Annotated in this window: 19 protein-coding genes and 1 tRNA gene; 7 read left to right on the top strand and 13 right to left on the bottom strand. The window is 69.1% G+C overall.

Annotated features, from left to right (window positions below; genetic code table 11):
* The first annotated feature begins 207 nt into the window (after positions 1 to 207).
* Genes ABD108_RS15410 through ABD108_RS15400 form a run of 3 tightly spaced genes read left to right on the top strand, consistent with a single transcriptional unit; the run spans position 208 to position 1,405 of the window.
* Complete coding sequence (locus ABD108_RS15410) at positions 208 to 417, top strand: CbtB domain-containing protein (protein WP_220657170.1); 210 nt, start codon at positions 208 to 210, stop codon at positions 415 to 417.
* Between the two features lie 13 nt (positions 418 to 430).
* Positions 431 to 1,183, top strand: a complete 753-nt coding sequence (locus ABD108_RS15405) for a CbtA family protein (RefSeq protein WP_220657169.1) — start codon at positions 431 to 433, stop codon at positions 1,181 to 1,183.
* A gap of 48 nt (positions 1,184 to 1,231) precedes the next feature.
* On the top strand, positions 1,232 to 1,405 hold the full coding sequence (locus tag ABD108_RS15400; RefSeq protein ID WP_220657168.1) for a hypothetical protein: 174 nt from the start codon (positions 1,232 to 1,234) through the stop codon (positions 1,403 to 1,405).
* 28 nt (positions 1,406 to 1,433) lie between these two features.
* On the opposite strand, the gene cwsA is transcribed toward ABD108_RS15400, so the two are convergent.
* Positions 1,434 to 1,955 (bottom strand): cell wall synthesis protein CwsA, encoded by a 522-nt coding sequence (gene cwsA / locus ABD108_RS15395; RefSeq protein WP_305112628.1) that lies wholly within the window; start codon positions 1,953 to 1,955, stop codon positions 1,434 to 1,436.
* Positions 1,956 to 2,058: 103 nt separating this feature from the next.
* Here cwsA and ABD108_RS15390 point away from each other — a divergent pair, with 103 nt between their 5' ends.
* Both ABD108_RS15390 and ABD108_RS15385 read left to right on the top strand, forming a co-directional pair.
* Positions 2,059 to 2,592: a peptidylprolyl isomerase gene (locus ABD108_RS15390; RefSeq protein WP_305112627.1), complete on the top strand. Its 534-nt coding sequence runs from the start codon at positions 2,059 to 2,061 to the stop codon at positions 2,590 to 2,592.
* Between the two features lie 346 nt (positions 2,593 to 2,938).
* Positions 2,939 to 3,448 (top strand): C40 family peptidase, encoded by a 510-nt coding sequence (locus tag ABD108_RS15385; RefSeq protein ID WP_220657165.1) that lies wholly within the window; start codon positions 2,939 to 2,941, stop codon positions 3,446 to 3,448.
* On the opposite strand, the gene ABD108_RS15380 is transcribed toward ABD108_RS15385, so the two are convergent.
* A complete protein-coding gene (locus ABD108_RS15380; protein WP_343930733.1) occupies positions 3,445 to 3,846 on the bottom strand; it encodes a PH domain-containing protein in 402 nt (133 codons plus the stop codon). The two genes, ABD108_RS15385 and ABD108_RS15380, sit on opposite strands and share 4 nt — an antisense overlap.
* 54 nt (positions 3,847 to 3,900) lie before the next feature.
* Positions 3,901 to 4,194, bottom strand: coding sequence for a cell division protein CrgA (gene crgA / locus ABD108_RS15375; RefSeq protein WP_220657163.1), 294 nt, complete (start codon positions 4,192 to 4,194; stop codon positions 3,901 to 3,903).
* A gap of 81 nt (positions 4,195 to 4,275) precedes the next feature.
* On the opposite strand from crgA, the gene ABD108_RS15370 reads away from it, so the two are divergent.
* Positions 4,276 to 4,917 (top strand): aminodeoxychorismate/anthranilate synthase component II, encoded by a 642-nt coding sequence (locus ABD108_RS15370; protein WP_305112624.1) that lies wholly within the window; start codon positions 4,276 to 4,278, stop codon positions 4,915 to 4,917.
* 23 nt (positions 4,918 to 4,940) lie between these two features.
* On the opposite strand, the gene pknB is transcribed toward ABD108_RS15370, so the two are convergent.
* The 7 genes from pknB to ABD108_RS15335 form a co-directional block, all read right to left on the bottom strand.
* Positions 4,941 to 6,929: a Stk1 family PASTA domain-containing Ser/Thr kinase gene (pknB, locus tag ABD108_RS15365; protein ID WP_343930732.1), complete on the bottom strand. Its 1,989-nt coding sequence runs from the start codon at positions 6,927 to 6,929 to the stop codon at positions 4,941 to 4,943.
* A gap of 19 nt (positions 6,930 to 6,948) precedes the next feature.
* The gene (locus ABD108_RS15360; protein ID WP_343930731.1) at positions 6,949 to 8,385 is read right to left on the bottom strand and encodes a protein kinase domain-containing protein; all 1,437 of its coding nucleotides are present in this window, start codon (positions 8,383 to 8,385) and stop codon (positions 6,949 to 6,951) included.
* Positions 8,385 to 9,899: a peptidoglycan D,D-transpeptidase FtsI family protein gene (locus tag ABD108_RS15355; protein ID WP_305112619.1), complete on the bottom strand. Its 1,515-nt coding sequence runs from the start codon at positions 9,897 to 9,899 to the stop codon at positions 8,385 to 8,387. The genes ABD108_RS15360 and ABD108_RS15355 overlap by 1 nt, the downstream gene beginning before the upstream one ends.
* Positions 9,896 to 11,323, bottom strand: a complete 1,428-nt coding sequence (locus ABD108_RS15350; protein ID WP_220657158.1) for an FtsW/RodA/SpoVE family cell cycle protein — start codon at positions 11,321 to 11,323, stop codon at positions 9,896 to 9,898. Before ABD108_RS15350 ends, ABD108_RS15355 begins: the two co-directional genes overlap by 4 nt.
* Positions 11,320 to 12,738, bottom strand: a complete 1,419-nt coding sequence (locus tag ABD108_RS15345) for a PP2C family protein-serine/threonine phosphatase (RefSeq protein WP_220657157.1) — start codon at positions 12,736 to 12,738, stop codon at positions 11,320 to 11,322. The genes ABD108_RS15350 and ABD108_RS15345 overlap by 4 nt, the downstream gene beginning before the upstream one ends.
* The gene (locus ABD108_RS15340) at positions 12,735 to 13,199 is read right to left on the bottom strand and encodes an FHA domain-containing protein FhaB/FipA (RefSeq protein ID WP_220657156.1); all 465 of its coding nucleotides are present in this window, start codon (positions 13,197 to 13,199) and stop codon (positions 12,735 to 12,737) included. The genes ABD108_RS15345 and ABD108_RS15340 overlap by 4 nt, the downstream gene beginning before the upstream one ends.
* Positions 13,200 to 13,295: 96 nt before the next feature.
* Positions 13,296 to 14,567: an FHA domain-containing protein gene (locus tag ABD108_RS15335; protein WP_305112616.1), complete on the bottom strand. Its 1,272-nt coding sequence runs from the start codon at positions 14,565 to 14,567 to the stop codon at positions 13,296 to 13,298.
* A 211-nt stretch (positions 14,568 to 14,778) separates the two neighbouring features.
* Between ABD108_RS15335 and ABD108_RS15330 the strand changes: the two genes are divergently transcribed.
* Positions 14,779 to 14,864: transfer RNA gene (locus tag ABD108_RS15330), tRNA-Leu, on the top strand.
* Between the two features lie 284 nt (positions 14,865 to 15,148).
* On the opposite strand, the gene ABD108_RS15325 is transcribed toward ABD108_RS15330, so the two are convergent.
* Genes ABD108_RS15325 through ABD108_RS15315 form a run of 3 tightly spaced genes read right to left on the bottom strand, consistent with a single transcriptional unit; the run spans position 15,149 to position 17,918 of the window.
* The gene (locus ABD108_RS15325) at positions 15,149 to 16,291 is read right to left on the bottom strand and encodes an MFS transporter (protein ID WP_343930730.1); all 1,143 of its coding nucleotides are present in this window, start codon (positions 16,289 to 16,291) and stop codon (positions 15,149 to 15,151) included.
* A complete protein-coding gene (locus tag ABD108_RS15320; protein WP_220657139.1) occupies positions 16,270 to 16,788 on the bottom strand; it encodes a flavoprotein in 519 nt (172 codons plus the stop codon). Before ABD108_RS15320 ends, ABD108_RS15325 begins: the two co-directional genes overlap by 22 nt.
* Positions 16,785 to 17,918 carry a helix-turn-helix domain-containing protein gene (locus ABD108_RS15315; RefSeq protein ID WP_343930729.1) on the bottom strand — a complete coding sequence of 378 codons (1,134 nt, stop codon included), beginning with the start codon at positions 17,916 to 17,918 and terminating at the stop codon, positions 16,785 to 16,787. Before ABD108_RS15315 ends, ABD108_RS15320 begins: the two co-directional genes overlap by 4 nt.
* Positions 17,919 to 18,104 lie beyond the last annotated feature (186 nt).

Below are 18,104 nucleotides of genomic sequence, written 5' to 3'. Positions count from 1 at the left end.
TGGTAGTCGGCCTCTCACCTGCGGTGATCCGGAACGATTCGGGCACCGGAGCGATGATCGGTCGCGGGGGAACAGGGCCGGGGATATGCTTCGTCGGCCGGAGGCGGAATCCCTCGGGGAGCGGTCGCGCCACTGTGAAGCCAGACCCGCTCCGGCACACCGTATTCACTATCCGGGCGCGAAACCCCGGACGAAGGAGCCACCGTCATGGCGAATCTGAGCACCGCGCACGCGGGCGATCTCTCCCTGGGCATCTCGCGGCGGGCCGTCTGGCTCACCGCGGCCACCGTCCTCGCCGCGCTGGCGTACTACTTCATCGGCATCGACCAGGGCGCCGTCTCGGTGTTCGGGAACGACACCCACATCCACGAGTTCTTCCACGACGCCCGGCACTTCCTGGGCTTCCCCTGCCACTGACGGGGGAGAACCCATGGAGAAGAAGGTCATCGCCCGCGGCGCACTCGCCGGGGCGATCGGAGGGCTGCTCGCCTTCCTCGTGGCCCGGTTCCTGGTGGAACCCATCATCCGCCGCGCCATTGCACGGCAGGACGCCGCCGACGCCGCGGAGCACGCCTCGATGCCCGGCATGACGATGGATTCCACTGAGGTCTACAGCCGGGCCGTCCAGGAGAACTTCGGTCTGGGCGCGGGCATCATCGTCTTCGGCATCGCGATGGGCGTGCTCTTCGCGGTGGCCTACTGCGTGGCGGCGCCCAAGCTCCCGCAGTGGAGCCCACGCGCCCTGGCGCTCGCCGTGGCCGGTTCGCTGTTCGCGGGCTTCTACCTGATCCCGTACCTGAAGTACCCGCCCAACCCGCCCGGCGTGGGCGATCCCGACTCCATCGGCGAACGCACCGGCACCTACCTGCTGATGGTGGCCATCGCCCTGGCACTGGTGGCCACGGCGTGGGTGGTGGGCCTCGCACTGACCCCGAAGTACGGGGGCTGGGAGTCGGCCCTCATCGGCGGCGCGATCATCGTGGCCGGCTCCGTGCTGGCCTTCCTGGTGCTGCCGGCGCCCCTGTCCGCCAAGGACTTCCCCGCCGACGATCTGTACTGGTTCCGCACCTACTCGTTCCTGGCGCAGGCGATCCTGTGGGGCGCCATCGGACTGATCGGCGGTGAGCTGATCAACCGGCTCACGCTGTCGCGCAGCCGCGCCCCGGAGGCTGTCGCGGCCTGACCGCGTAGCGCACCGCGAAACCGCAACGGCGGGTCTACCCTCGTGGGTATGACCCGCCGTTGCGTTCTCTGCTGGGTGGTCGCGGTGTTCTTCCTCATCGTGGCCGGGGTGGCCTTCTACCGGGGCGGGCCCGGCGGCATCGACGGGCTCTTCCTGGTGATCGCGCTGGCCTGGGTGCTGCTCGGCATCCAGGCGCACCAACCCGTCGGCTGGCGCGGCTAGAGACCACCGCGCCGCCGACCGGATCGGGCTACTCGCCGATCTTGCGCGGATCCTCGTCGACCGCCACCACCGCCGGCTCCTCCTCGGCGATCGGGGCGCTGTCGCCCGTGGCGCCACTGGCCGGACGCACCCGCGGCGGCTCGGCGGCGATCGGCGGGGCCTTCGGGGTGCGCAGCAGCTTGAACGCGGTGCCGCCCACGGCCAGCACCAGCGCCACCACGAGGGTGATCAGGAGCGGCTTGCGTGCGCCGCCCTTCGCGGTGCCCGACGGTGCCGCATCGTCGACCAGCGCGAGCGGCGCCTCGTCGGACGAGCGGACCTTGCGGACCACCTTCTTGGCCAGCGCCAGGGCGATGGTCTTACGGGTGACGGAGAAGAACGTGGTGAGTACGCGGGTGGCGATCGACAGACCGATCCCGGTGAGCCCGCGGGCGATGTTGAGCGGGCCGGTGAAGCTCTGACCGAAGCCGGTCGCGACGCGCTGGGCGTTGGTGGGGGCGTGCGACGACTCGTCGGTGGCCTGGACGTCGTCGAGCAGTGGGGTAGCCATCGTGGCGGAATCCTTTCGGCGGACGTGTGACAGTGTGCACCGCCGGTTCGTCCGATTCGGAAAGCCCGACCGGACGCATCCGCCGAAATGGCAGAATGGCGGTGTGACCAACTCCAACGCTACCGCCCACGCGACTCTGCACACCTCCGAAGGCGACATCCGGATCGCCCTGTTCGGTAATCACGCGCCCGTGACCGTGGCCAACTTCGTCGGACTCGCCCAGGGAACCAAGGACTACACCACGACCAATGCGTCGGGTGGCTCGGAGGGCCCGTTCTACGACGGCTCGATCTTCCACCGGGTGATCGACGGTTTCATGATCCAGGGCGGCGATCCGACCGGCACCGGCACGGGTGGCCCCGGCTACGACTTCGTCGACGAGTTCCACCCGGAGCTCAAGTTCGACCGTCCGTACCTGCTGGCCATGGCCAACATCGGCCGCCCCGCCACCAACGGCTCGCAGTTCTTCGTGACCGTCGGCAAGACGCCGCACCTCAACAACCGGCACACCATCTTCGGTGAGGTCGAGGACGAGGACAGCAAGCGCATCATCGACACCATCGCGCACGCCCCCACCGACCGCGCCGACCGCCCGGTCAAGGAGGTCACCATCAACTCGATCACCGTCGAGCCCTAAACCTCAGCTATCTGCGCAAGGCCCGGCCGGGATTCCGGCCGGGCCTTCGTGCGCTCCGGCCCCCACCCGGCGGGGAGCGAGCGGGCTGAGGGAGGCACGCCAGTGAAGAAAGTTCCTTAGCCTAAGACGTCCATCGTGGCGAACCGCTTCGGTCTCGGAATTGCCCGCCGGACAAGAAAACCTGTGGTCCAGGACACGGACAACGCGTGCGGGTGGGCGGATTCACCGTCACCGAGCCGTTCTCAGATGGACACCCGCCGTTCACCCTTCGTAACCTTGCCGTGATCTTCAGGAGATGAAGGCGTGACCATCGCGCCGCTCCGGGGAACAGGGAGTGTGAACGAAAGTGACCAGCGACAGTACGAAGACCACCCGCCGCACCCGCGCCGCTCTCGGCGCCGCCGTCGCAGTGATCGGACTCGTCGCCTCACCCGCCGTCTCCCAGGCCGCCCCCGCGCCCCAGGCACCCGCTCCGCAGGCCCCTGCGGCCCAGGCGCCCGCACCGCAGGTCTCCGCCGCACCCGACCGCGGCGCCGTCGTCCAGGCCGCCCTCACCCGCGTGGGGATGCCCTACCAGTACGGCGCGTCGGGCCCGTCGGCCTTCGACTGCTCCGGCCTCGTCAGCTGGGCCATGAACCAGGCGGGCCTGTCGGTACCGCGCAGCAGCTACTCGCTGATGAGCGCCGGCACCCCGGTCTCCCAGGGCGAGCTGCGCCCCGGCGATGTGGTGATCACCGCGGGCGGCGGGCACGCGGCCCTCTACGTGGGCGACGGCCAGGTGGTCGAGGCGGTCACCTACGGCACCCCGGTGCGCGTGGCCGGTATCCGCGGCTTCGTGACCGCGCGCCGCTTCTAGGGGCGCAGGTCCTCGAGCTCCTGCGCCACCACGGTGGGCGCCTCGCCCAGCTCCCAGCGGCCCAGGAAGAGCAGATCGTCCCCGCGGCTGAGCTCCAGCAGGACCGACTCGCGGCCCCAGTGCTTGGTGCTGGTCCGCTTGATCTGCAGACCGTCCCACGGGAAGTGCTTGCGGCCGAAGGCGCCGCGATAGGTGACACCCTCGGCATCGGCGGCCAGCCGCGGACGCAGGATCAGCACCGAGGCGCCCAGGTACGCCAGCAGCACGGTGCCCAGCCCCACGAGGACGATGCCCACGGGATCGCTCACCGCGCCGAAGAAGGCGGTCGCGGCGCCGAGCACGACTCCCGCCACCAGCAGGACCACGCCCACACTGCGCGGAGCGCTCCAGTTATCCACAGCTTCGTCCACAACTGGGGATGAATGACATCGATGTGTTTCCGCTGGTGAGGATTACTTCCACCACATCGTCATCAACAGACCGACGATCATCAGGCCGAAGCCGATGGCGAAGTTCCACGGGCCCAGCTCGACCATCCAGTTGAGCGCCTTGCCGGGCGCACCCATGCCGGACTCATCGGCGCCGAGGTAGTACACCAGCAGCCAGGCCAGGCCGGCCAGCATGAATCCGAGGAACAGGGCCACGAACCAGCGGCCCGACGGTGCGCTGACCTTCACGGGCGTGCGCGAATCCGACGCCGTGTTGATCGTGTAATCGGTCTTCTTGCGGACCTTCGACTTCGGCATGACTTCCTTCTACCTGGGTGCTTTTCACCAGCCAGGTTATCGGATGTGCCCGGGTGACCCCACCCCAGTACGCTGAGCGACGTGCGAATCCTCGTCGTCGACAACTATGACAGCTTCGTCTTCAACCTGGTCCAGTACCTGGGCCAGCTGGGCGTGGAGGCCGATGTCTGGCGCAACGACGATCCGCGACTGGACGATCCGGCCGCCGCGGCCGCGCAGTACGACGGTGTGCTGCTGAGCCCCGGCCCCGGCACCCCCCAGCGCGCCGGCCAGACGATGCCCATGGTGACCGCCGCTCGCGAGGCCGGATCGCCGCTGCTCGGCGTGTGCCTCGGCCACCAGGCCATCGGCGCCGTCTTCGGCGCCACCGTGGACCGTGCCCCCGAACTGCTGCACGGCAAGACCTCGCTGGTGCACCACAACGGCCACGGCGTGCTCACGGGCCTGCCCGATCCGTTCACCGCCACCCGCTACCACTCGCTCACGGTGCTCGAGCCCACGATCCCCGACGAGCTGGAGATCACCGGGCGCACCGAATCCGGCGTGGTGATGGCCTTCAAACACCGCGAGCTGCCCATCCACGGCGTGCAGTTCCACCCCGAGAGCGTGCTCACCGAGGGCGGTCACCGGATGCTGGCGAACTGGCTCGCCGTGTGCGGCCTCCAGGTCCCCGAGGCGCGTGTCGCCGAACTGGAGCAGGAAGTGGCCGCCGCGCTCGCCTGAGCGCGACATCGCGATACCGCGGCCTAGCGGCGGATCTTGATCGTCACCTGCGTGGACGTGTCCACCGGGGTTCCCGGGCGCGGAGTGGTGTCGTAGACCTTGTTCACGTCCCACGGGAAACCGGCCTTGGCGGAATCGTCCACGCTGATGTTCGACGCCGAGAATCCGGCGGAGATCAGCGTCGCCCGGGCGGCGTTCACGTCCTGACCGACCACGTTCGGCATCGGCAGCGACTTCGCCTTGGACACCACGATGGTGATCTTGCTGCCCTTGTCGACCGAGGTACCACCGGTCGGGTTGGTGCGGAGCACCGTGCCGGCGGCGGCGGGATCGTCGACCTCCTGGACCGAGGTCTCGAACCCCAGGCCCTTGAGGTTCGACTCGGCCTGCGCGAGCGGCGTGTTGGAGACGTCCGGCACCCGGACCTGCTCCTTACCGGTGCTCACGGTGAGCACGATCGGCGTGTTCTGCGGCGTGTTCGCACCCACGGCCGGATTCGTGGAGACCACATCGCCCGACTTCACGGTGGGCGAGGCCTCCCGCTTCGGGTCCTTGGCCACGGTGAAACCGGCCTTGGTCAGGATGTCGCGGGCGTCCTTCTCCGAACGGTTCACCACATCGGGGACCGCCGCGATCTTCGGGCCCGACGAGACCTCGACGATCACCGTCGACCCCTCGGTGGCCTGCGTGTCCGGACCGGGGATGGTGGAGATCACCTGCTCCGCGGGCACCGTGTTGTCGGGCACCCGCTTGATCTGCACGTTGAAGCCCAGCTTCTGCAGCGCCACCTGGGCGTCGCTGGCGTTCTGGCCGATCTGCGAGGTCACCGTGACCTGCTTGGTCTCGCCCGGACCCGACAGCAGGTAGAAGGTGGTGCCGCCCACCAGGATGAGAGCGATCACCGCGGCCGAGACCCACAGCAGCAGCTTCGAACGCCCGCCCGAGGAGTCGGTCGAGTGCTTGGCCCGCCCCGTGGCCGCCGGAACCGCGGCCACGGCCTCGGTGGGCCGATCGTCGTCGTCCGACGGTGCGCCCGGCGCACCCGCGGCAGGTGCCGCCGCGGCAGCAGCGGCGACCGGAGCGGCCTTCGCCGCGCGGCGGGGCCTCGAGGGCTCGGTGAGCAGCGCATCGCGCTCCTCGTCCGTGAGCACCATCGGTGCCTCCGGCTTGCGGCCCGCGAGCACCCGGATCAGGTCCTGCCGCATCTCGCCCGCGGTCTGGTACCGGTTGTCCGGGTTCTTCGCCAGCGCCTTGAGGGTGATCGAGTCCAGCTCCGGCGGCACGGTGTCGAGGATCGACGACGGGGTCGGCGGATCCTCGCGGACGTGCTGCGAGGCCACCGCGACCGGCGAATCGCCCACGAACGGCGGACGGCCGGTGAGCAGCTCGAACAGCACGCAGCCGGCGGCGTAGACATCGGAACGGGCGTCCACCGATAGGCCGCGGGCCTGCTCGGGGGAGAGGTACTGCGCGGTGCCGATCACGGCGGCGGTCTGGGTCATCGCGGCCGAGGGATCGTTCATCGCGCGGGCGATGCCGAAGTCCATCACCTTGATCTCGCCCGCCCGGGTGAGCATCACGTTGGCCGGCTTCATATCGCGGTGCACGATGCCGTTGCGGTGGCTGAAGTCCAGTGCCGCACAGACATCGGCCATCCACGTCATCGCCGCCTGCGGGGCGATCGTGCCGTCGCGGCGCAGCACGTCGCGCAGCGTCTCGCCGTCCACGTACTCCATGACGATGTACGGCAGCGGCCCGGTCGGGGTGTCGGCCTCACCGGTGTCGTACACCTGCACGATCGTCGGATGGTTCAGCGAGGCGGCGTTCTGGGCCTCGCGCCGGAAGCGCTCGTAGAAGCTCGGATCCCGCGCCAGATCGGCACGCAGGATCTTGATCGCCACATCGCGCGACAGACGGGTGTCCCGCGCCAGGTGCACCTCGGACATGCCACCGAACCCGAGCGTTTCGCCCAGGTCGTAGCGGTCGTTGATGCGACGCGGCGGGGTTGTCATCGTCTGTGTCCGTTATCCGTTAGTTCCTGCAGGGGACGGGGAGCCCGAAGATGCCGCACGGCGGCGGCGTCGTGGTCGGCTCACCGCCGGTGACCGGCGGCTCCGTCGTGGTCGGCGGTTGCGTCGTCGTCGGAGGCGGCGTGGTGGTCGTCGGCTTCGGCGGCGGCGTCGTGGTGGGCGGGGGCGGCGGCGGGGCGGCCGTCGAGGTCTCCGTCACCGTCCGCGTGGGCGGCGGCGTGTCCTGCGTCTGCGTCGTCGGACGCACCGAGGTCGGCGCACCCGTGGGCGGCGGCGCGGTGACCGTCGGCTCCGTCGGCGTGGTCGTGGACGGCGAATCGCTGCCCGTGCCCTGGAGCAGCAGGTAGCCGCCGATGATCGCCGCGGCGATCAGCAGCAGCACCACCGAACCGCCCAGGATCGTCTTCTGGCCCTTGGTCCAGCCGTCGCTGTCGTACTGCGTGGGCGCGGCCGCCCGCGGCGTGGGCGTCGAGTTCCGGTTCGCGGTCACCGGCTGCGGCCCGGGACGCGGCTGCGGCGGCACCACCGCGGTGGCGGCCGTCGCCGGCTCGCGCGAGGCGCCCGCGGCGCCACCGGTCCAGCCCCGCGGCATCGGCGGACGCTGGCCCGCCTTCACGGCGGCCACGGCATCGGCGAACTCGCCGCCGTTCGCGTACCGCTGCCGCGGATCCTTGACCAGGGTCAGCGTGATCAGCTCGCGCACCGGCGCCGGAAGCTCGGCCGGCAGCGGATCGGGCTGATCCCGGATGTGCTTCATCGCCACGGTGATCGCACCGTCGCCGGAGAACGGGCGCTTGCCGGCGAGGCACTCGTAACCCACCACGCCGAGCGAGTAGACGTCGGAGGCCGCGGTGGCGTCCTCACCGGAGGCCTGCTCCGGCGAGATGTACTGGGCGGTGCCCATCACCATGCCGGTCTTGGTGACCGGCGCCGCGTCGACCGCCTTGGCGATACCGAAGTCGGTGATCTTCACCTGGCCGGTCGGGGTGATCAGGATGTTGCCGGGCTTGACGTCGCGGTGCACCAGGCCGGCGCTGTGCGCCACCTGCAGCGCCCGGCCGGTCTGCTCCAGCAGGTCGAGCGCCTGCGCCTGGCTCAGGTGCCCCAGGCGCGACAGCACCGCGTTGAGCGGCTCACCGTTCACCAGCTCCATCACCAGGTACGCCAGGGGCGCGCCACCGGCCTGATCGTCGGTCTCGCCGTAGTCGTAGACGCCGGCGATGCCCGGGTGGTTCAGGGCGGCCGTGGTGCGGGCCTCGTTGCGGAACCGCGCGAGGAACTCCTGGTCCTCGGAGAACTCCGCCTTGAGCACCTTGATCGCCACGCGGCGGTCCAGCCGCGTGTCCATCGCCTCCCACACCTGACCCATGCCACCGGTCGCGATGAGCCGGAGGAGTTCGTACCGGTCGGCGATTATGGAGCCGGTCTGCAGACTCATCAGTTCCCCTGCCCGTTCACCGCGGCGCCTATCACCGCACGTCCGATCGGCGCTGCGAGCGACCCACCGGTCGCCGCCTCGCCTTGATTGCCACCATTCTCAATGATGACGGCGACCGCCACCTTCGGGTCGTTCACCGGCCCGTAGCCGATGTACCACGCATGCGGGGGTTCGGCCACCGACCGACCCTCCGAGTGCTCCGCCGTACCCGTCTTCGAGGCGATCGCCACCTTGCCGCCCGCACCCTTCGTGTTCCGTTCGGAGGCCACCATCAGCTCACGCATCTGTGCCGCGACCTCGGGCGAGAGCGCCTGCCCCGCGCGCTTGGGCGAGGTGGTCGAGATCGTCGACAGATCGGGCGACTGCAGGCTGTCCACCAGGTAGGGCTGCATCCGGATGCCGCCGTTCGCGAGGGTCGCCGCGATCACCGCGTTCTGCAGGGGCGTCAGCGCCACATCGAGCTGGCCGATCGCCGACTGTCCCACCTGCGCGGGGTAGGTCATCGGACCGGTCACCGACTGCGAGACCGGCAGCGGGATCGAGTCGGGAGAGCTGTTCACGCCGAAGTTGTTCGCCATCTGCTTGATCGCCTCTCCTCCGTCCTGCATCTTCTGGGTCGACAGGTCCACGAACGCGGTGTTGCAGGAGTACTGGAACGCCTGCAACAGGCTGACGGTACCGCCCGAGGATTCAGGACACGTCATCCCTGCGTAGTTCTGCAGTGTCGTGCCGCCGCCCCCGGGCAGGGTGATCTGCTTATCGGCCGTGAGCCGGGTGTTCAGGTCGATGCCCTTGCCCTGGCTGAGCGCCGCGGCCGTGGTGATCACCTTGAAGGTGGACCCGGGCGGGTACAGCTGCGATGTGGCGCGGTTGAGCATCGGCTGGTCCGGCGCCTTGGTCAGCTGCTCCCAGGCCGCGCTGACCACCTTCGGATCGTGCGAGGACAGCGGGTTCGGGTCGTAGCTGGGCGTCGAGACCATCGCCAGGATCTTGCCGGTCTGCGGTTCGATCGCGACGGCCGAACCGTGGCACGGCCCGTTCGAACCGCACGCCGAGATCAGCCGCTCGTAGGCGATCTTCTGCATGGCCGGGTTGATCGTGGTGACCACGTTGCCGCCGCGCGGGTCGCGGCCGGACAGCAGGTCGACGATGCGCCGGCCGAACAGCCGGTCGTCGCTGCCGTTGAGGATCGGGCCCTCGGCGTGCTCGAGCGCGCCGGCGCTGTAGACCATCGAGTAGTACCCGGTGATCGGGGCGTAGGCGGGCGCCAGCTCCTTGGGGTAGGTGCGCAGGTACTTGTAGCGGTCGTCGGTGGGCACCGACTGCGCCATCACCTGACCGCCCGCCAGGATGGAGCCGCGCTGGCGGGAGTACTCGTCGAGCAGGACCCGCTCGTTGCGCGGATCGGTGCGGAGGTCGTCCGCCTTGAAGACCTGCACGTAGGTGGCGTTCGCGAGGAGCGCGACCACGAGCAGGACGACGACGACGGAGACGCGACGGATCGGGGTATTCATACGCGCTTCACGATCTCGGTGGGCCGGTCGGGGACCGGGGCACCGGGCTTGCGCGTGACCTTGGGTTCGCGGGCCGCGTTGGAGATGCGCAGCAGCAGCGCGATCAGGGCGTAGTTCGTGAGCAGCGAGGATCCGCCGTAGCTCACGAAGGGCGTGGTCAGACCCGTCAGCGGGATGAGCTTGGTGACGCCGCCGACCACCACGAAGAGCTGGATCGCCACCGTCGAAGCCAGGCCGGCGGCCAGCAGCTTGCCGAAGCTGTCGCGCACCGTCAGGCCGATCCGGAAGCCGCGGAAGATGAGCACCAGGAACAGCATGAGCACGGCGGCCAGGCCGATCAGGCCGAGCTCCTCACCGATCGCGGCGATGATGAAGTCGGTCGAGGCGAAGGGCACCATCGTGGGCCGGCCGGAGCCGAGCCCCGTCCCGGCCAGACCGCCCGTGGCCAGCGAGAACAGCGACTGCGCGGGCTGGAAACCGATGTCCTCGTAGTGGTCGAAGGGGTGCAGCCACACCTCGACGCGCACCCGCAGGTGGCTGAACATGAAGTAGGCCGCGACGGCGCCCACCACGGCCAGTGCGAGGCCGACCACGACCCAGCCGACGCGTTCGGTGGCGATGTAGACCATGGCGAGCACGGTGAAGAAGATCAGCAGCGGGGTGCCGAGGTCGTTGGCGTAGCCGAGCACGGCCAGGGCCACGATCCACACCAGCAGCAGCGGCGCCAGATCGCGCGGGCGGGGCAGGTCGATGCCGAGCACGCGGCGTCCGGCGGTGGTGAACAGGTCGCGCTTGGACACCAGGAAGGCCGCGGTGAAGATGATCAGCAGGATCTTGCTGATCTCGCTGGGCTGGATGCTGAACAGTGGGGTCTTGATCCAGTTCTTCGAGCCGTTGATCTCGGACAGGCTGGACGGCAGCAGGGCGGGCAGCGCGAGCAGGATGAGGCCGACGAGGCCGATCGTGTACGCGTACTTGGCCAGCGTGCGGTGATCGCGCAGCAGCGCCAGGATCGCGACCAGCACCACCACGCCGAGCAGGGTCCACAGGATCTGCTGATTGGCCTCGTTGATCTCCTGGATACGGCCGTTCTCGCCGTGCGCGCGGCCCAGATCGAGGCGGTGGATGAGCACCAGGCCGAGGCCGTTGAGCATCGCCACCACGGGCAGGATCAGCGGGTCGGCGTAGGGCGCGAAGCGGCGCACCGCGATGTGCGCGGCGGCGTAGAGCACCACGAAGGCCACCACGTACTTGGCCAGGTCCCAGCTGATGGTCTGCTTCTGCGCCCACTCGACGATGGCGAGCGAGGCACCGGTGATCACGGTGGCGGCGCACAGCAGGACCAGTTCCTTCGACCGGGATCCGCGGTTCGGGTCGAGCGCGAGGCCGGTACCCGGGGTGTTGGTGGCGGTACCGGACGTCACGAGGGGCCCCCACGGCAGGGCTCATCGGGGGTGGAGGTCTGGGTGACCACCTTGGTCTCCGGCGGGGGAGGCGGGGTGATCGTCTCGCCGGTGGGCGCCGGGGTGGCACCGGGCGGCGGCGCGGGCACGGGGATGACCTGCGTCTCGACCTTGCAGCGCGGGATCAGGTTGTCCTTCTCGGTGAGCGCGCGGGCCTGGTTGCGGGCGTCCTCGATCGAGCTCGCGTAGGGCAGGCCGTCGAGGTTGGCGCGGCCGCGCGGGGTGAGATCGCCCTTGTTCAGCGGGGTGCAGCCCTGGGTGGTGCCGTCGCCGCCGGGGGTCTCCGCGATGCAGACGATCTCCTGCTGGCTGTTGAGCGCCTTGCCGAACAGGTTCACCTTCACGCCGCGGGAGATGGCGATGGTGCCGTTGTCGGTGGCGCCCACGAAGTAGTTGGAGTTCACCACCGAGCGGGTGGCGATCACGCCGACGGCGCCGCCGATGAGCAGCACCAGGATCACGGCGAGCGCGATCCACTTGCGACGGGGCCCGGTCTCGGGCTCGTCCTCGGTCTCCTGCGCGATCACCCGACGGGGCGCCTTGCGCGGGGGACGCAGCGCGGCGGCACGGCCGGCTGCGGTGTTGGACGGCGGGACGTAGTCCTCGTCGTCGTCGTTGGCGGCGCCGCCCACGATGGGGCGGCTCTGCCCGAAGCTGGAGTCCTCGACGCGGGCGACCACCACGGTCACGTTGTCGGGTCCGCCGGAGCGCAGGGCCAGCTCGATCAGCTTGTCGGCGGCGGCCGAGACGTCGTCGGCGGCGAGCCCGAGGGTGTCGCCGATGGTCTCGTCGCTCACCACGTCGGACAGGCCGTCGGAGCAGAGCAGGTAGACGTCGCCCGCCTTGGCCTCGCGGAGCGTGAGGGTGGGCTCGACCTCGTGGCCGGTGAGGGCCTTCATGATGAGGGAGCGCTGCGGGTGGGTGTGCGCCTGTTCGGCGGTGATGCGGCCCTCGTCGACGAGGGTCTGGACGAAGGTGTCGTCCTTGGTGATGCGGGTGAGCTGGCCGTCGCGCAGCAGGTAGCCGCGCGAGTCGCCCACGTGGATCAGGCCGAGCTTGGAGCCGGCGAACAGGATCGCGGTGAGCGTGGTGCCCATGCCGTCGAGTTCGGGGTCCTCGGCGACCTGTTCGGCGATGGTCTCGTTGCCCGTGACCATCGCTTCTTCGAGGGTGTCCAGCAGATCGCCGCTGGGCTCGTCGTCGTCGAGGGGCGCGAGCGCGGTGATCATCAGCTGGGAGGCCACCTCGCCGGCCGCGTGGCCGCCCATGCCGTCGGCGAGCGCCAGCAGCCGGGGACCGGCGTACACCGAGTCCTCGTTGTTGCTGCGGACGAGACCGCGGTCGGAGCGCGCCGCATAGCGCAGGATCAGGCTCACGGGCGCAGCTCGATCACGGTCTTGCCCACGCGCACGGGCGTTCCCAGCGGGACGCGGGTGGGCGTGGTGACCTTGTTGCGGGCGAGGTAGGTGCCGTTGGTGGAGCCGAGGTCCTCGACGTACCAGTCGTCACCGTCGCGGGCGAGCCGCGCGTGCCGGGTCGACGCGTAGTCGTCGTTGAGGACGAGCGTCGAATCGTCGGCGCGGCCGATCAGCACCGGCTGCTGGCCGAGCGTGATCCGCGTGTTCGCGAGCGGGCCGTGGGTGACCACCAGGTACTTGGCGGTCTTGCTGCCGCGCTGGAAGAAGCTGCCGCGCGGCGGCTTCACTTCCTTCTGCTTCGGCCGCAGACCCGAGGCCAGGCGCGCATCGGAGCGCAGCGCGTTGATCACCAGCCACACGCACAGCCACAGCAGCAGGAGGAAACCCGCGCGCGTCAGCTGTAGGACCAGTCCCTGCACGGCGCCTCCCTCCGGCCAATTGTGCGCATATTCGGCTCGCGCCGCCCGGTCGAGCGGCGCGAGTACGGGGTTGCTTCCGCGAGCCCGAAGAGAAATCTACTGGAATCGCACCACGATGTCGGAGTGCCCGACGCGGATGCGGTCGCCGTCCGCCAGCTCCCAGTTGGACACCGGCACGTCGTTCACCGAGGTGCCGTTGGTGGAGCCGAGGTCGTTGAGCACGGCGGCGTAGCCGTCCCAGCGGATCTCCACGTGCCGGCGCGAGACGCCGGTGTCCGGCAGGCGGAACTGCGCGTCCTGGCCGCGGCCGATCACGTTGGCACCGTCGCGCAGCGCGAAGGTGCGGTTGGAGCCGTCCTCCAGGTACAGGGTCACGGTCTGGGGCTGCTGGTAGCCGCCCTGGTCGTACCCACCCTGCTGGGCGTAGTTCTGGTCGTAGCCGGGCTGCTGGTAGCCGCCCTGGTCGTAGCCGGGCTGCTGCTGGTAGCCACCCTGGTCGTACCCGGGCTGCTGGTAGCCCTGGTCGTACGCGGGCTGCTGGTAGTTCTGGCCGTAGCCCTGCTGGTCGTAACCCGGCTGCTGGTAGCCCTGGTCGTAGCCCTGCTGGCCGTAGTTCTGGTCGTACCCGGGCTGCTGCTGGTAGCCGCCCTGGTCGTAGCCCTGCTGACCGTAGTTCTGCTGGCCGTAGTTCTGGTCGTAGCCGGGCTGCTGCTGGTAGCCGCCCTGGTCGTAGGCGGGCTGCTGGTAGCCCTGCTCGTACCCGGCCTGGGGCTGACCCTGCTGGTCGTAGCCCTGCTGGGGGTAGTTGGGGTCGTAGGCGCCCTGCTGCGGAGGCTGCTGGCCGTAACCCTGCTGGTCGTAGCCCTGCTGCTGGTAGCCGCTCTGGTCGTACTGCTGTCCGCCGTGCCGACCCTGGTCGTATCCGGGGTTGTTGGTCATCGAATCGGCTCCTGATTCTGCAGGTGGTCGCTGAGGTACAAGGTTCTGCGGGACAGCGTCGGGGTCGACGGTGCCGCGCGCCCGGAACTGTCCGGTATGCAGTTGTGGTGACTGCTCGAAGTGCACGACCACGTCACCGTAAGTCTGCCAGCCATTGTCCCGGATGTATTCGTCCAGGTGCTTCGAGAACGCGCGGATGGCGAGATCACGGTCCGCCTCGAAGGTCTGTTGGTCGGTGGGTGAGACTGCGATGACGTACTTGTTGGGTACCAAGTACGCACCGTCTCCGAGCGGTTGCAGCTGGTCCTCGGCCTCCCGTTGGAGGGCTCCCTCGACTTCTTGGGGAACGACCTTCCCGCCGAAGACGCGAGCGAAGCCATCGCCCACCGCGCCTTCGAGCTTGCGCTCGAACCGTTGCAGGATTCCCACAACGACTTCCTCCCTTCCTCAGCGTGTCGCGAACGTGTTCTGACCAATCGATGATAGCGGCGCTGCGCGCACGACGGAGCCAGCGTAACCCCATTGGTCCCAACCGTCCCTTTGGTAGCACGGGCTCGCCGGTCGGGGCAAGGGTGTCGGCCCAGGTAGCGAAGCGATTTCGCACAGTCAGTTCCGTCGTGTTAGTCTTCTTCGGTCGCTCGGGCGAGTGGCGGAATGGCAGACGCGCTGGCTTCAGGTGCCAGTGTCCTTCGGGACGTGGGGGTTCAAGTCCCCCTTCGCCCACCATGAGCAGTTCTCAGAACTGCTGGACCCCAGGTCACGAACTCGAAATAGTTCAGTGCCTGGGGTCTTCGCGTTTTCGAGGCGGCTTCTACTCGCGGGGAAGATCCGTCGAGCCCGCCGAAATGACTGTCCGCCTGTGCGCCAGAACGACCGAGTGCCCCGATCGCCGTATTCGCCCCGGAATCACTTCGCCGACACCCGCCGGGCAACGGGCGCGATGAGCATCTGCGGCCGTTTATCGAACCGCGCGGTGCAACAAGCTCTAGCCCCGGATGGGGCTGCCAAGCTCAGCCCCGGGACAGCGCCCTCCGGATCCAGAGCCCCGCGAACACCGACATCACTCCGAAGCAGATGAACGACCAGGTGGGTACGGGCGACCGCGCAGCGATGATGAACGGTGCGATCCAGGACAGGAGTGCGGTCGTCACCCAGTTCGCCGTCGTCGCGGCGCCGATCGTCCGGCCGGGGCGGTCCGCCGGAGCGAGATCGGTGATGGCGGTCCACGCGAGTGCGCCCCAGGTGGCGGGGAAGACGATCAGGACCACGCCGGTGGCCGCCGCGAGGCTCGGGAGTGAGTGGACCTGGAAGGCCAGCCCGATCACCGTCATCGAGATCGCCAGTGAGATCGCGCCGGCTCGGAGCAGCGGCACCCGCCCGTAGTGATCCGCGAGATGTCCCGCTGCGACGCAGGACGCCACGCTCAGCGTGCTGATGCCGAGCAGGAGGAGGGTTGCCGTCGTCTCCGTCGCGCCCACCTCTTGGAGCACCGTCGGCGCGTAGTACACGAGCACGCTGATGCCGGTGAGTTGTTGCAGGACGGCGACCACGACCGCACTCCAGCGCACTGCCCCCGAGTCGCTCGACGATGCGGTCGTCCGGATCGCGGGCAACCTCGCGGCGATCGCTCGGACGTTGAGCAGGATGATCACTGGCGCGAGCCCTCCCAGGAGCAGCACCAGGAAGGTGTTGTCGGCACCCGCGACGATCGTGGCCGCGCTGGCGCCCGCGTATCCGGCGGCGATCATCGCTTGGTGGAGAGCGGTATACCGCCCGGTCTCCCCGGTGGGAGCCAGCAGGCGGAGGTACAGCGGCGTGAGAGTGGCCATGGCACCGATACCCACGCCCAGGAGCAGACGCGCGCCGATCATGACCTGAAAGGTCGGTGCCAGCGCGGACGCCACCGACCCCGCAATCAATGTCAGGTTCGATACGGCGATCGCCTTCGTCGGGGTCACGCGATCCGCCAACTCGCCCGCAGCGAGTGCGGATATCGTTGCGGCGGCGGGCAGTACCGCAGTCGTGAACCCGAATTCGGCTGCGCTGAGATTCCATTGCTTGGCCAGGTGCCCGAGGGCCGTCGCGGTCGATCCCAGGTCGTACCCGAAGGTGAAGGAACCGAGCGCGACGATCAGAGCGATGCGCGCAACCATGTCAACGCCGTGTCGAATTCGCGATCGAAGGCGGGGTCGTCGGCGTTCTCGGTGGGTGCCACTCGTATCTGCATGGCGGCCAGGGCTTTCCTGCTCAGTGGTAGTTGCGGGTGGGACAGGTTGGCCTCATGGAACCGGGGGATCAGAACGACGGGCACACCCGACCCGGCCAGTTCGCAGATCTTTCCCGCCGGGATGGTGTCGGTCAGTCCCATGGCGATCTTGTTGAAGGTGGAGAAGGTGACGGGAACCCCGATGGCGGCCTCGGCCGGAGGCAGGGGATCAGGGTCCGACGGTGTCCGGGGAACGGAACGGATCGGGTATCCGGTGGCCTCCGTCAGGTGACGCACCTGGTCTGCGGTCAACCACGAACTCGCGGCCTCGCTCAGGATGACGCACGGCCGCCATCCGGCACCGTGTGCACGGTCGACCCATTCGTGCATCTGGAGAACGGGTGGTGAGGCGCAGCCGATCAGATACAGGGTCGGTCGGTTCATGTTTCCGATCCTAAGATGGTGGTGCACAGTCGCTCGAAGTCGCCGGATACGGGACCGGCATTCATCAACGTGCGCATCAGGTTCGTGGCGTCGGGGTGGAGCAGCTGGGCCGGTGCGGTGCGCGACACCTCCAGCAGATGGGCGCAGGCCGACGCCGGCTGGTCGTTCGCGATGAGGAGCGCGAGGTCGAGCCGGAAATGGGCCTGGCGCTCGCGCGAGAGTTCCTTGAGCGCGGGGGAATCCAGCAGACTCTGAGCGAGATCGCGACTCTTGCCGTACTTCCCCAGCCGGGCGTAGACGTCCACGTAGTGCAGTCGCACGTTGGTGGCGCCGAAACCGGTGCCACCGCTGTCGGCTCCGTTCTGCTGCTCGGCCGTCGATTCGGCACGCGCGAGGAGCGCCAGGGCGCGGTGGCCGTCCGTGGCCGCAGCGGCCGCCACCGCACCTTGCAGGAGGGCCGCCCCGTAGAGCGGGCTCGAATCCAGATCCCGCCACCGCTCGCTCACAGCGGTGACGAGTGCGGCTGCAGCTGCGGCCGATTCGGGAATCCGCGAGAACGCGAGGGCGTACGCCTCCACCGCCAGCAGCTTCGACTCCCGATCGGTGGCCGATTCCAGCGATCTGTCCGCCGCCCTGCCGGCGAGGTGGATCGCGCCGTGCTTGAACGCGGTGTAGGTGACCAGCCGATAGACGTCGGACTTCAGTGCCGAGGCACCTCTCGCCTCGTGGACGGCCGTGATCAGGTCGGGCAACGCTGCGGCCAGCTGCACGTACTGCGCGTTCGCGTAGGCGTGGTGCGCCCATCGCACCTGCTTGCGAATCGGGGCGAGGTCGGCGTCCATCGGAGTCGACAAGGGGGCGCACGCCACGCTCTCATCGATCTCGCGCAGGCTCCGCCCGGGAGCCTCGTCACGGTCGTGCCGGCTGCCCATGAGGACGGGGAGGGAGACACCCAAGGCCTGCGAGACCTCACGGAGGACGCTCAGCCTCGGGTCGCTGTGTCGTTCGCTGCCCTCGAGTTTCTGGATCCAGGACTTCGAGCGGGACATCCGGTCGGCGAGATCCTGTTGCGACATGCCGCGTCGCAGACGCCACGACTTGATCCGGTCCCCCAGAGTGTCGGACTCCATGAACGCCTCCGCCCCGTCCTATCGACTCGTTCCGACGGCGGCAGGTCCCTCGGTGTCCGCGCCCCGCCACCGCACCGTCGACGCCATCTTCCAGCCACTCGGCCGTGCGCGCTCGGTGAGCGCGCCCGGGACGAGGCACACGAATCGTGTGTCTCGGCGCCCGGCCGCGCTTCTGAGTCGTGGTGA

It is taken from the genome of Tsukamurella strandjordii, from assembly GCF_039525985.1.
Lineage (GTDB): Bacteria > Actinomycetota > Actinomycetes > Mycobacteriales > Mycobacteriaceae > Tsukamurella > Tsukamurella strandjordii.
Note: the sequence above shows the minus strand (reverse complement) of the source record. Positions and strands in the feature narration are given on the sequence as shown.